The following is a 12,812-nucleotide window of genomic DNA, read 5'->3' on the forward strand; positions in this document are numbered from 1 at the left end:
ATCGCGCGGTCACGCCGCCCAGCGGCGAGGCCCCCATCCCGTTGACGCGCACGCCGGCACCCTCCACCGCCGATATGGTGTGCTGCATCATCATGGCATGTCTCGTTTCTTCCGATATGGGGCGGATTGCCGCCGTGTTGCATCAGACCATACCCGACCATGCGTCACGAACGTGTTTCCGTTCCACAATGTAGACCGTCGGCCGTGGCGTCGAGCCCTGGCCGGTCAGTCGACCGATTTGAGGCTTTCGACCATATCCACCCGATCGAGCCGGCCGCGCATGGCCATCACGACCACGCCGCTGAACACCAGGGTGAGCAGGAACGCGTACAGGTAGCTCTGCGGGTGGATGATGCGTCCGAACATCACCACGTCCACCTCCACGGTGGTGATGACGAACCCCTCCAGCCAGGTGCCGAGCACCAGGCCGATCAGGTCGCCGACCAGCGCCAGGATCGCGATCTCCCGGAAGATGTAGGAGTGGACCTCGCGACGGGTGAACCCGAGCACCTTGAGCGTGGCGATCTCCCGCACACGCTCGCCGATGTTGATGTTGGTCAGGTTGTAGAGCACGATGAACGCGAGCGCCGCCGCCGACACGATCAGCACCACCACGATCAGGTTGATCGAGCTGAGCATCGTGGAGTAGGTGTCGATGGAAATCGCCGAGAAGCCCACCGTGGAGACATGCGGCACGTCGCGCAGGTCGGCCGACAGCTCGTCCCGCACGCGTTGGCTGTCCGGCGCCACCGCGTACGTGGTCAGGTATGCGGGTTCGGCGTCCAGCCCGTCGTCCTGATCGGCGGCCCGTTCCCACGCTTCGGGCCCCAGATAGACCATGTTGCCGACGTAGTTCTCTACGATGCCGGTGATCGTGACCTGCGCCCCGTCGCCGACGGCGTTGCCCATGCCGTCCTGCCGGTGCAGCGTCAGTCCGTCGCCGACCTGGAGTCCGAGCTTCGTCGCGGCCTTCTCGGTGACGAGCACCGCGTTCTCGTCGAAGGTCACCGCGGCATGGTCCGCACGCTCGCGGAAGGTGATCACGTCGGCCAGCGCGTCCGCGTCCTGCGGCGTGATGACCTGTACGGCCAGCGGGTCGTCGTCGGCGTCATCGGCGCCCGTGATCTGAATGTTCTCGATGTCGACGCGCGTCAGGTCGGTGGCGTCGTGTTCCTCGAGCTTGGCTTGCACCGCCGCGATGTCCTCGTCGGTGGCGTCGTCGTTCAGGCTGACGATGGTGTTGTACCGCTGGATCGATCCGAACTGGTTGTCGATGATGTCCCAGATCGCGTCGTGCAGGCCGAAGCCGACGAGCATCAGCGCCGTGCAGCCGCTGATGCCGATGATGGTCATGAAGAACCGTCGTTTGTAGCGGAAGAGGTTGCGGCAGGTGACCTTCCAGGAGAACGAGAGGCTGCGCCACAGCGGTCCGATATGTTCGAGCAGGATGCGTTTGCCGGCCTTCGGCGGACGCGGCAGCATGAGCCCGGATGGTGTTTCTCGCAGGCTGGAGACCACGGCGAACCAGGTGCATAGCAGGGTCACGCCCACGCCGGTGCCGCCGGCGAGCAGCGCGGCTGACGGTTGGATGGGCAGCGGCAGGGCTTGCGCGGGCACCGCGTAGATGATCGCGTACGCCTGCATGACGATGTACGGCAGGATCTGGCTGAGCGCCGCGATGCCGATGAGTGCTCCGGTGACGCTGGCGGCGGCCGCGTAGGCCAGGTATTTGCAGGCGATGGTCGCCGTACCGTAGCCGAGCGCCTTGTAGGTGCCGATTTCGATGCGTTCGTTCTCCACCATGCGTGTCATGGTGGTCAGCGCCACCAGCGCCGCCACGAGGAAGAACATGAACGGGAACACGTCGGCGATGCTGTCCATGCGTTCGCTGTCGCCCTGGTAGCTGGCCGCGCCCTCGCTGTGCGTGCGGTCGAGGATGTAGAGTTCCGGGGCTGCCATCGCATCCAGTTCGGATTGCGCGTCCGCCAGCTGCGCTTCGGCTTCGGCGAATCCCCGCTCGGCTTGGGCCCGCTGTTGTTCGAGCTGTGCGCGGGATGCGGCGATCCGGCTGTCACCTGGACTGAGCTGTGAGGCGATGTCGAGTTGGCGTTCCGTGTCGTCGAGCTGGGCGATCGCCTCGTCGCGCTCGGATTCGTATGTGCTGCGACGTTCGTTCAAATCCCGCTGCAACGGGCTCTTGATGTCATCCAGCCGGGCTTCGGCCAGATCGTCGCTTTCCCGTTCGATCCTGTCGGTGACGTCGGCGACGGCCCGCTCGTAGTCGTCGGCGCCGCTCTCATGGGAGGCGGCCCCGTCCACGGTGGCGTAGATGTCGGTATAGGCGGCGTCCTCGGCGAAGGCGTCGCGCGGTGCATACAGGTATTGCTCGATCATGCCGGAACCGAGCGTGGTGGATCCGAAGCTGACCGTGTACGGATAGTTCGATGAGCTGACCGTGCCGACGACGGTGAACTCCCTGCCGGTGAGCGTGTCGTCCAACGCCTCGGTGCCGTACTGCACGTGGATGGTGTCGCCGATGGAGGGCTTCCCCTGCGCGGTGTCGGCGGAGACCACGCATTCGTCGGCGGCTGTGGGCCAGCGACCGTCGCGCAGCAGCAGACGGTTGAGATACCCGTCGTCGTCGGATGTGACGGTCACGTCATCGGTTTGTTCGCCTTCCGGTGCGCCGTCCGGGAGCAGCGCGACCCGGACGGCGGTCTGCTCGTCGCACATCTCCATCATCACGTCGGTCGAGATCGACGGCATCACCTCCTCGATGCCGTCAATCTCGCGGACCCGGTCCACGTCGTCGTCGGAGAAGCCGAGCGTGGAAATCAGGCGGATGTCCCACAGGTTCGTGCCGTCGTAGTAGCGGTCTGCTGCCACGCGCATGTCGGCGCCGCTCATCTGCAGTCCGGCGAAGAACCCGCAGCCGAGCGCCACGATGCCGATGATGGCCAGGAACCGGCCGAGCGACCCGCGGATGGAGCGCCGGATGACCGTGGCGAACGCGCCGGACATCAGTTGAGCGAGCCTTCGGGCCTGTACGCCGGGCCGTCGCTGATGGAGACGGCGAAGGTGTGCAGGGATTCCGCCTTGGACTTGGCGTCGATGATCTGTTCGCGCACGCGTTCGGGTGCGGTGCCGCCCTTGCCGCGGCGCGCGGCCACGGACCCTTCGGTGGACAGCACCTCGCGCACCTGCGGCGCCTTGTCGGCGGGCAGGAAGTCCGCGAAGACCGTCACGAAGTCGTCGTCGGTCAGGTCCCAAAGCTCCTGGCCGCGTTCCTCGGCGATCTTCACGCAGGCGCCGGAGAGTTCATGGGCGTGGCGGAACGGCACGCCGTTGCGCACCAGCCATTCGGCGATGTCCGTGGCCAGGGCGAATCCGGTGGGTGCCTCCGCCGCCAGACGGTCGGTGTCGAAGCGCATCGTGGCCACCATGCCGGTGAAGGCCGGCAGCAGCACCTCGAGCGTGTCGACCTGGTCGAACACGGCCTCCTTGTCCTCCTGCAGGTCGCGGGCGTACGCGGTGGGCAGTCCCTTGAGCGTGGCCAGCAGCCCGGTCAGGTCGCCGATGAGGCGGCCGGACTTGCCGCGCGCCAGCTCGGCGATATCCGGGTTCTTCTTCTGCGGCATGATCGACGAGCCGGTCGAGTACGCGTCGTCGAGCCGCACGAAGGCGAACTCCTGCGTGTTCCAGATGATGATCTCCTCGCTCAGGCGGGAGATGTCCACGCCGAGCATGGCGGCCACGAACGCGAATTCGGCGACCAGGTCGCGGGCCGCGGTGCCGTCGATCGAGTTGTCGGTGACGCGGGAGAAGCCCAGTTCCACAGCCACGTTCTGCGGGTCCAGACCGAGCGTGTTGCCGGCGAGCGCGCCGGAACCGTACGGGCTGGCGTCGATGCGGGCGTCCCAGTCCACCAGACGCTGCACGTCACGGATCAACGGCCATACATGGGCCATGAGCTGGTGGGCGAGCAATACCGGCTGCGCGTGCTGCATATGGGTGCGGCCGGGCATGACCGCGTTGCCGGCCTGCTCGGACTGGGCGATCAGCGCCTGAACCAGATCGAGCGTGAGCCCCGCGATCCGGCGCGCGTGGCGGCGCAGCCACATGCGGATCAGGCAGGCGATCTGATCGTTGCGGGATCGGCCGGCGCGCAGCTTGCCGCCGAGCTCGTCGCCCGCGATGTCCAGCAGACCGCGCTCCAGCGCCGTGGCCTCGTCCTCGTCATCCTCGATCGGCGCGAATTCTCCTGAATCCACGCGACGCTGCAGTTCGTCGAGGGCCTCCTCCATGCGCCGCAGCTCGTCGTCGGTCAGCAGCCCGGCACGGCCGAGCGCGCGGGCGTGGGCGCGGGAGCCGGCGATGTCGTCGTCGGCCAGACGCCAGTCGAACTGCGTGGATTTGGACAGCTTGGCGAGCTCCGGCGACGGGCCGGAGGTGAAACGGCCGCCCCACAGGGCGAGATGTTCGTTCTGTTCGGTCATAGTGCCTACCTTACATCGAAGGCTTCCGCCGGGACGTCCGTCCGTTCCCGGACCATCGGCCGATCTGCCGCGGATCCGTGAACACACATGACGTTCCTGGTCGGAAGCCTGACGTCGTTATGCCGGAGCGGTCGAATCCGCTCGGCATCCGCTTGTTGATTCCTTGACGATTATTCGACGGTGTTGTCCGGCACCTCGATGCCGTTGCCGAACTTCACGTCGCGGGCGGCGGCCACGCGGGTGGGCAGGCCGTAGATCTCGATGAAGCCGTTGGAGGCGTTCTGATCGAAGCTGTCGCCGGAATCATAGGTGGCCAGGTTGTAGTCGTACAGCGAGGTCTCGGAACGGCGTCCGGTGACCACGGCGCGGCCGCCGTGCAGGATCATGCGAATCTCGCCGGAGACGTACTGCTGGGTGTCCTCGATGAACGCGTTGAGCGACTTGACCGCCGGCGAGAACCACTGCGCATCGTAGACCAGCTCGCCCCAACGCTTGTCGATGTCGCGCTTGATGCGGTGCTGCTCGCGCTCCAGGCAGCAGTTCTCCAGCTCCTGGTGGGCGGTGATCAGCGCCACCGCGCCCGGGCATTCGTACAGCTCGCGGGACTTGATGCCGACCAGACGATCCTCAATCAGGTCGATGCGGCCGATGCCCTGGGCGCCGGCGCGGCGGTTCATCTCCTCGATGGCCTGCAGCGGGGTCACGTCGCGGCCGTCGATCTTGACCGGGATGCCCTGCTTGAATTCGATGATGACCTCGTCCTCGACCGGCGGGAAGGCCGGATCGTCGGTGTAGGCGTAGCAGTCCTTGGTCGGGCCGTTCCACGGATCCTCCAGGAAGCCGGTTTCGATGGCGCGGCCCCACACGTTCTGGTCGATGGAGTACGGGCTCTTCTCGGTCTGCACGATCGGCAGCCGGTGCTCCTTGGCGTAGGCGATCTCCACGTCACGGGTCAGCGACAGGTCGCGGATCGGGCTGATGGCCTTGAGCGTGGGGTCGATGGACTGGATCGACACCTCGAAACGCACCTGGTCGTTGCCCTTGCCGGTGCAGCCGTGGGCGATGGTGTCGGCGCCGAACTGGTGGGCGGCACGGACCAGATGCTTGGTGATCAGCGGACGGGAGATGGCGGAGACCAGCGGGTACACGCCCTCGTACATGGCGTTGGCCTTGAGCGCGAGCATGCAGTACTCGTCGGCGAACTCGTTGCGGGCGTCGACGATGTAGGATTCCACGGCGCCGCACGCCAGCGCGCGCTCCTTGATGGTCTCCAGGCTTTCGCCGCCCTGGCCGACGTCGAGCGAGACGGCGACGACGTCCTTGCCGGTGCGGTCCTTCAGGTACGGGATGGCCACGGAGGTGTCAAGACCTCCCGAATAGGCCAGTACGATACGGTTCTTGTCACTCATGTTCAGCCCTTTCTATCGAACGCTGAATGCAAGTATATGCATAGGCTTGTATAAATATTCACCCGGTGCGTCGCGGGAATCCGAGCTCACTCCCCCGACACGGTTTTCGAGGCGATGTCAAGCAGCCACCGCGACCGGTCCGAGGCCGTCCGCTCGTCCGAGCAGACGATCATCACCGTGTCATCCCCGGCGATCGTGCCGAGCACGCCGTCGAGCGGCTGCCGGTCGATCACGCTGGCCACGTACTGCGCGGCACCGGACGGCGTGTGCACGACGATGAGGTTGTTGGCCGACGCCACCGACGTCACCAACCCCGACAGGATCCGCGACATCTGCTGTTCGGCCTTGGCGCCGGCATGGGACGCGGGCTCCTGCTGGCGCCGGTCGATGGTGTACGCCACGGTGCCGTCCGCCAGACGCGTCTTGACCGCACCCAGCTCGTCCAGATCGCGGCTCAGCGTGGCCTGGGTCACGTCGATGTCCTCGTCGGCCAGGATCTGCGAGAGCTGCGACTGCGAGGTGATGACGTATTTGAGCAGCGCCTCCTCGACCGCGCTCAGGCGGGCGGCCCGGGTCGCGGGCCGCTGCAACGGGTTAGTCTCCGACATGCCCATCCGCCCACACTCAGGACAGCAGGCCGTCGTCGCCGCGCTGCTGGCCGATCAGCCAGGTGAGCAGCGCCTTCTGCGCGTGCAGACGGTTCTCGGCCTCGTCCCAGACCACGGACTGCGGACCGTCGATCACCGATTCGGTGACCTCCTTGCCGCGGTACGCGGGCAGGCAGTGCTGGAAAAGCGCGTCCGGCTTGGCCAGGGCCATGAGCTCATCGTTGACCTGATACTCCCAGAACGGCTTGGATCGCACCGCATACTCCGCCTCCTCGCCCATCGAGACCCAGGTGTCGGTGAAGATGCAGTCGGCGTCCTTTGCGGCCTCACGCGGGTCGGTGGTCACCAGGATCGAACCGCCGGTCTGTGCGGCGATGCGCTCGGCGTCGGCCACGATCCGCGGGTCGGGCAGGTAGCCGTACGGGCCGGCGACGCGCACGTGCATGCCGGCCACGGCGCCGCCGAGCAGGTAGGAGTTGGCCATGTTGTTGGCGCAGTCGCCAAAGTAGGCGATCGTCTTGCCGGGCAGGGCGTCCACGCCGCCGCGGAACTGGGCGATGGTCAGCAGATCGGCCAGGATCTGGCAGGGGTGGAATTCGTCGGTCAACGCATTGACGACCGGCACGGTGGCGTAGCGGGCCATCTGCTCGACGCGGTCCTGTCCGAAGGTGCGCCAGACGATGGCCGAGGTCATGCGGGTGAGCACGCGCGAGGTGTCGGCCACCGGTTCGCCGCGGCCCAGCTGGGAGCCGGACTTGTCGATGACCAGCGGATAGCCGCCCAGTTCGGCCACGCCGGTGGCGAAGCTGGATCGGGTGCGCGTGCTGGGCTTGTCGAACAGGACGGCCACGGCCTGCGGGCCTTCGAACGGCCGGTGGTAATACCGGTTCTCACGGAACTTCATGCCCAGTTCGAGGATCTGCTTCTGCTCCTCGTGGGTCACGTCATCGTCGCGCAGCATGTGGCGCAGCTGTCCGGTCATGTCGGTCTCCTTCTCGATGGGGTCAGTCGTTGGGCAGGTCGTTGGGGATGGCGGCGAGGATGGCGACCGCGTCGTTCACATCCTGTTCGCCGACGATCAGCGGCGGGGCCAGTCGCAGGGCGTCCGGCGCCACGGCGTTGACGATCAGGCCGTGCTCGAGCGCCCATTCCATGGCGGCGTGCGCGCACGGATGGGTCAGCTGGATGGCGTTGAGCAGGCCACGGCCGCGCACGTATTCGAACAGCGGGTTGCCGGCCTCCATGATGCCGTTGCGCAGTTGTTCGCCCCTGGCCTCGGCGTTGGCGATCAGGTTGTCGTGCTCGATGACGTCGAGCGTGGCCAGCGCGGCGGACGCGGCCAGCGGGTTGCCGGCGAACGTGGAGCCGTGGGTGCCCGGGGAGAACAGCGCGGACAGCTTCTCACCGAAGGCGATCATGCCGCCCATCGGGAAGCCGCCGGCCACGCCCTTGGCGAAGGTGACGATATCCGGGGTGATGCCGCCGGACAGATCCTCGCGCTGGAAGGCGAACCAGGCGCCTGTGCGGCCGATGCCGGTCTGCACCTCGTCGATGATGAGCAACGCGTTGTTCGCGTCGCACATGGCACGGACCTTGCTCACGTAGTCGGCGCCGAGCGGACGGACACCGGCCTCACCCTGGATGAGCTCCATGATGACCGCCGCCACGGGCCCCTTGCCATACCGGCCGGGACCGGTCTGTCCGAACGCCTCATACAGGGCGAGCGGGTCGCCGGCCTCCACGAATTCGATGTTCGGCACCAGCGGTTCGAACGGGGTGCGGATCGCCGGCTTCCAGGTGGCCGACAGCGCGCCCAGCGTGCGGCCGTGGAACCCGTGGGTCAGCGCGATGATGCGCGCCGGCTTGCCGCCGATGTCGGGCGTGGCGCCCGGCAGCGTGCGGCCGTACAGCTTGGCCAGCTTCAACGCGGCCTCGTTGCCTTCGGCCCCGGAATTGCCGAAGTACACGTGCGAGCCTTCCGGCGCGCCGGCCAGCTTGATCAGGCGGGCGGCCAGCTCGATCTGCGGCTCGGTGGCGAAGTAGTTGCTGGTGTGCGCCACCTTGGCGGCCTGCTCGCTGACGGCCCTGACCCACGTGGGGTGGGCGTAGCCGAGCGAGTTGACCGCGATGCCGGCCAGGAAGTCGAGGTACTCGTTGCCGTCCACGTCCCAGATACGGGCGCCCTGCCCGTGATCCATGACGCGCAGCGGGGTGCCGAACACGTTCATGTGCACGCGGGAGTACTCACCCAGCCACTTGTTGTCCTCAGGGCCGAGCGATTCGACCGTCTGCTGTTCACTTGCCATAGGAACTCCTCATTTCCACGCCGTCTTCCGGCACCACCATCGTGCCGATGCCGGCGGTGGTGAAGATCTCGTTGAGAATCGAATGCGGTTTGCGACCATCGATGATATGCGCCTGGGGCACGCCGCCGTCTAGGGCGCGCACGCACGCCTCCATCTTCGGCCGCATGCCGCTTTCCAGGTCGGGCAGCATGTCGCGCAGGTTCTCCACGCCGATGCGGCCGATCAGCGAGTTGCGGTCCGGCCAGTCGGCATACAGGCCGTCCACGTCGGTCAGGATCACCAGCTTGCGCGCGCCGAGAGCGGCGGCCAGGGCGGCTGCGGCCGAGTCGGCGTTGACGTTGAGCACCTCGGTGGCGTCGTCCTCGTTCGGCGCGACCGAGGAGACCACGGGGATGCGCCCGGCGTTGATCAGGTCCTCGACCGCCGAGGCGTCCACGCTCACCACGTCGCCCACCAGGCCGATGTCGGTGGCGTGCCCGTCGATGACCGGCCTGCGCTGCATCGCGGAGAACAGCGCGCCGTCCTCGCCGGACAGGCCGACGGCGAACGGGCCGTGCGCGTTGATCAGGCCGACGAGTTCGCGCGACACCTTGCCGGTGAGCACCATGCGCACCACATCCATGGCCTCGGGGGTGGTCACGCGCAGGCCGCCGCGGAATTCGGACTCGATGCCCAGCGCGTCGAGCATCTTGGAGATCTGCGGGCCGCCGCCGTGTACGACGACCGGATGCAGGCCCACCTGCCGCAGGAAGACCATGTCCTCGGCGAAGCACTGCTTCAGGTGCTCGTCGACCATGGCGTTGCCGCCGTATTTGACCACGATGCGCTGTCCGGCGAACTCCTCCAGCCACGGCAGCGCGTCGATGAGCACCTCGGCCTTCTGGTCGGCCGTCAGGTCGGTGTGGACGTCCAGATGGTATCCGGGTCCCTTCCAAGTTGTCATGATGATCGTTCAGCTTTCGTAGTCGGCGTTGATATGCACGTATTCGTGGGTCAGGTCGTCGGTCCACACCGTCGCCTCGGCGTCCCCGGCGTTCAGGTCGATGTCGATATGCACCTCGCGCGGCGTCATGTCGACCTCGGAACGGTCGCGTCCGGGCTTGCCGCCGTCGCAGATGCGCACGCCGTTGATGTCCACGGTCACCTGGTTCGGATCGTACGGCGCCACGGATTCGGGAACCGTGCCCAGGGAGCTGACGACGCGGCCCCAATTCGGATCGTTGCCCGCGATCGCGCATTTGAGCAGGTTCGACGCGGCCACGGCGCGTCCGCAGGCCAGTGCGGCGTCCTCGCTGGTCGCGCCGGTGACGGTGATCCGCACGTCGTGGCTCGCGCCTTCGCCGTCGCCGATGATCTGCCGGGCCAGTGCGGCGCAGGCCTGCGCCACCAGCGCATTGAACTCGTCGGGGTCGGGTTCCGTGCCCGAGGCGCCGGAGGCCATGAGCAGCACCGTGTCGTTGGTGGACATGCAGCCGTCCACGTCGATGCGGTTGAACGAGGTGTCCACGCCGACGCTCAGCGCGGCCTGCAGCTGCCCGGCGCTCACCACGGCGTCCGTGGTGATGACGCACAGCATGGTGGCCAGCTGGGGGGCGATCATGCCCGCGCCTTTGACCATGCCGCCGATGCGGTAGCCGGCGCCTTCGATCTCGACGGTCTTCGGCCTGGTGTCGGTGGTCATGATCGCATGCGAGGCGTCGGCGCCGGCCTCGGCGGTGTCCGCCAGCGCGCCGAAGGCGGTCTCGACGCCGGACAGGACGTTGTCCAGCGGCAGCAGCTCGCCGATCAGACCGGTCGAGCAGACGGCCACGTCCTCGGCGTCGCAGCCGAGCAGTCCGGCCACCTTGGCGGCCGTGGCCGCGGACTGGTCGTACCCGGCCTGACCGGTGCAGGCGTTCGCCCCACCGGAGTTGAGGATCACGGCCTTGGCGTGCCCGTCGGCCACGATCCTCCGGCTCCATTGCACGGGTGCCGCGCAGAACCGGTTCGGCGTGAACACGCCGGCGATGGCGTCCAGCGGCCCCGCGTTGACGACCAGCGCCAGGTCCTTCTTGCCCTCCACGGCTGAGATGCCGGCTTCGACGCCCGCCGCCTCGAATCCCTTGGCGAATGTTACGCTCACGGTGCCACTCCAATCTTCGTCAATCCCTGATCCTCGGGGAATCCCAATGCGATGTTCAACGACTGCACGGCTTGTCCGGCGGTGCCGCGGTTGAGGTTGTCGATGGCGGCGAAGGCGAGCAGACGCCGCGCCTTGCGGTCCACGACCACCTGCAGATGGGCCGCGTTCGACCCGATGATGTTCTGCGTGGCCGGCAACACGCCTTCCGGCAGCACGACCATGAATTCCTGCCCTTCGTAGGCGCGTTCCCAGATGCCGTGGATCTCGGCATCCGTCATCGCCATGGCCTTGTCGGTCATGCGCGCGGAGACCGAAGCCAGGATGCCGCGGGACATCGGTGCCAGGATCGGCGTGAACCCGAGCGTGAAACGTTCTGCGTCCGCCGCCCCCAGACCGGCGGCGTGCGCGAGGTTCTGCAGGATCTCGGGGATGTGCCGGTGCGTGCCGCCCACCGAATAGGGGACGGCGGAGCCGAACGCCTCCGCGGCGAGCAGGTTCGCGCGTTTGAGGTTCTTGCCGGCGCCCGAATAGCCGACGACCAGGTCGGCCACGATATCGGTGGGTTCGATCAGGTTCTCGGCCACCGCCGGCTGCATGGCCAGCGTCACGGCCGTGACGTTGCAGCCAGGGCCGGCGATGCGCTTGGTGCCGGGGATGGCGACGCGCTGCCGCAGGTATCCGCCGTCGGAATCCCTGCCGACGATGAGCTCGGGCATGCCGTAGGTCCAGTGCTCATAGAAATCGCCGCCATAGTATTCGTCCCAGGCCGAACGCTCCTCGAGACGGTGGTCGGCGCCGAGGTCGACGACGACCGCGTTCGGGTCGAGCTGTGCGGCGATCGCGCCGGACGCACCATGCGGCAACGCCAGGATGATCACGTCATGGCCGTTGAGCGCCCCGGGCGTGGTGTCCTCGACCACCAGGTCGGCCAGCTGCGGGATGTGCGGCATATGCTTGCCCAGCTTGTCCCCCACCGAGGAATGCCCGGCCACGCACGTCACCTCGAACGCGGGATGCGCCGCCAGAATGCGCAGCGCCTCGCCGCCCGCATACCCCGTGGCCCCTGCCACGGCGACCGTGTACTTCGCCATTTCACGTCACCTTTCCGCGCATGATGGCCATGCGCATCCAACGAGCAACCAGCATACACTTTATGCAGTACATTGCATAATTATGCATGTTGTGTGGTGTCCGGCGTACGGCCGCCGTCTTCCGGCGGACCGCCATCAGGCGCTGACCGAGGTTCCCCCGTCGCCGGTGCTTCCCTGCCCGATCATGCCATCGAGCATCTGCTGATACAGATCCGTCGCCGACAGGCCGTTGAACGTCATCCACAACACGGCCAGCGTATAGATCACGTTGACGATCACCGCGGCCAGCGCCAGCCCGTACCCCTTCATCCGGAACGTGCGGGTGCGCCACATGGCCACCCCTCCCATCACGGCGGGCAGCACCGGAACCGGCAGTATCAGCGCGAACACCAGCGACAGGATGGCATAGAAATCCCAGTGGCCATACAGCGGGTTCTGACGGGGATCGTCCATGTCGATGCCGCCGAACGGCCGGGGCCGCTCCCCTCCCGTCCGCCACCCGTCCTGCGCGGGACCATACTGTTCCTGCTGCCGGTACGGATCATAGGGACCGTTGCCCGCGTCCGGCGCGGCATGGCCCGCATACGGCTGCGGCTGCGCCGAAGGCCCGCCTGACGGTGCCGTGGCGGGCTGCGATTCGGCGTCGGGACGTCCGTACACGTAGGGATCGTACCCGGCCGGATACTGGTTCGCCATCGCGCCGTATTCCGGCTGCGACGACGGAGCGGACGGCTGCGGCTGTTCGTTCGGGGCGGTCATGGACGGATACTCCTTATTCAT

General features: G+C 67.1%; 10 protein-coding genes. All 10 read right to left on the bottom strand.

Translation table 11 applies throughout. The features are described 5' to 3' along the window. Window positions 1-225: 225 nt before the first annotated feature. Window positions 226-3,021 carry an FtsX-like permease family protein gene (locus OU11_RS00285; RefSeq protein WP_033513858.1) on the bottom strand — a complete coding sequence of 932 codons (2,796 nt, stop codon included), beginning with the start codon at window positions 3,019-3,021 and terminating at the stop codon, window positions 226-228. Next, window positions 3,021-4,496 (bottom strand): argininosuccinate lyase, encoded by a 1,476-nt coding sequence (gene argH, locus OU11_RS00290; protein ID WP_033513859.1) that lies wholly within the window; start codon window positions 4,494-4,496, stop codon window positions 3,021-3,023. The genes OU11_RS00285 and argH overlap by 1 nt, the downstream gene beginning before the upstream one ends. Before the next feature lie 170 nt (window positions 4,497-4,666). Beyond that, complete coding sequence (locus OU11_RS00295) at window positions 4,667-5,905, bottom strand: argininosuccinate synthase (RefSeq protein WP_033513860.1); 1,239 nt, start codon at window positions 5,903-5,905, stop codon at window positions 4,667-4,669. 86 nt (window positions 5,906-5,991) lie between these two features. After that, entirely contained in the window at window positions 5,992-6,513 is a 522-nt protein-coding gene (gene argR / locus OU11_RS00300) for an arginine repressor (RefSeq protein WP_033514015.1), read from the bottom strand. A gap of 16 nt (window positions 6,514-6,529) precedes the next feature. Further along, a complete protein-coding gene (argF, locus tag OU11_RS00305) occupies window positions 6,530-7,495 on the bottom strand; it encodes an ornithine carbamoyltransferase (RefSeq protein ID WP_033513861.1) in 966 nt (321 codons plus the stop codon). 22 nt (window positions 7,496-7,517) lie between these two features. Further along, window positions 7,518-8,819 (bottom strand): acetylornithine transaminase, encoded by a 1,302-nt coding sequence (locus OU11_RS00310; protein ID WP_033513862.1) that lies wholly within the window; start codon window positions 8,817-8,819, stop codon window positions 7,518-7,520. Then, window positions 8,809-9,762, bottom strand: a complete 954-nt coding sequence (gene argB / locus OU11_RS00315) for an acetylglutamate kinase (RefSeq protein WP_188599635.1) — start codon at window positions 9,760-9,762, stop codon at window positions 8,809-8,811. The genes OU11_RS00310 and argB overlap by 11 nt, the downstream gene beginning before the upstream one ends. A gap of 9 nt (window positions 9,763-9,771) precedes the next feature. Then, window positions 9,772-10,941 (bottom strand): bifunctional glutamate N-acetyltransferase/amino-acid acetyltransferase ArgJ, encoded by a 1,170-nt coding sequence (argJ, locus tag OU11_RS00320; protein WP_033513864.1) that lies wholly within the window; start codon window positions 10,939-10,941, stop codon window positions 9,772-9,774. Continuing rightward, window positions 10,938-12,032, bottom strand: a complete 1,095-nt coding sequence (gene argC, locus OU11_RS00325) for an N-acetyl-gamma-glutamyl-phosphate reductase (protein WP_033513865.1) — start codon at window positions 12,030-12,032, stop codon at window positions 10,938-10,940. Before argC ends, argJ begins: the two co-directional genes overlap by 4 nt. A gap of 135 nt (window positions 12,033-12,167) precedes the next feature. Next, window positions 12,168-12,791 carry a DUF4190 domain-containing protein gene (locus OU11_RS00330; protein WP_033514016.1) on the bottom strand — a complete coding sequence of 208 codons (624 nt, stop codon included), beginning with the start codon at window positions 12,789-12,791 and terminating at the stop codon, window positions 12,168-12,170. Between the last annotated feature and the right edge of the window lie 21 nt (window positions 12,792-12,812).

This window comes from Bifidobacterium pullorum DSM 20433, from assembly GCF_000771405.1.
Classification (GTDB): Bacteria; Actinomycetota; Actinomycetes; order Actinomycetales; family Bifidobacteriaceae; genus Bifidobacterium; species Bifidobacterium pullorum.

Excerpts from the sequence above, each read along its gene's own strand:
- OU11_RS00285 (WP_033513858.1), bottom strand. The coding sequence starts at position 3,021 with ATGTCCGGCGCGTTCGCCACGGTCATCCGGCGCTCCATCCGCGGGTCG.
- argH (WP_033513859.1), bottom strand. The coding sequence starts at position 4,496 with ATGACCGAACAGAACGAACATCTCGCCCTGTGGGGCGGCCGTTTCACC.
- OU11_RS00295 (WP_033513860.1), bottom strand. The coding sequence starts at position 5,905 with ATGAGTGACAAGAACCGTATCGTACTGGCCTATTCGGGAGGTCTTGAC.
- argR (WP_033514015.1), bottom strand. The coding sequence starts at position 6,513 with ATGTCGGAGACTAACCCGTTGCAGCGGCCCGCGACCCGGGCCGCCCGC.
- argF (WP_033513861.1), bottom strand. The coding sequence starts at position 7,495 with ATGACCGGACAGCTGCGCCACATGCTGCGCGACGATGACGTGACCCAC.
- OU11_RS00310 (WP_033513862.1), bottom strand. The coding sequence starts at position 8,819 with ATGGCAAGTGAACAGCAGACGGTCGAATCGCTCGGCCCTGAGGACAAC.
- argB (WP_188599635.1), bottom strand. The coding sequence starts at position 9,762 with ATGACAACTTGGAAGGGACCCGGATACCATCTGGACGTCCACACCGAC.
- argC (WP_033513865.1), bottom strand. The coding sequence starts at position 12,032 with ATGGCGAAGTACACGGTCGCCGTGGCAGGGGCCACGGGGTATGCGGGC.
- OU11_RS00330 (WP_033514016.1), bottom strand. The coding sequence starts at position 12,791 with ATGACCGCCCCGAACGAACAGCCGCAGCCGTCCGCTCCGTCGTCGCAG.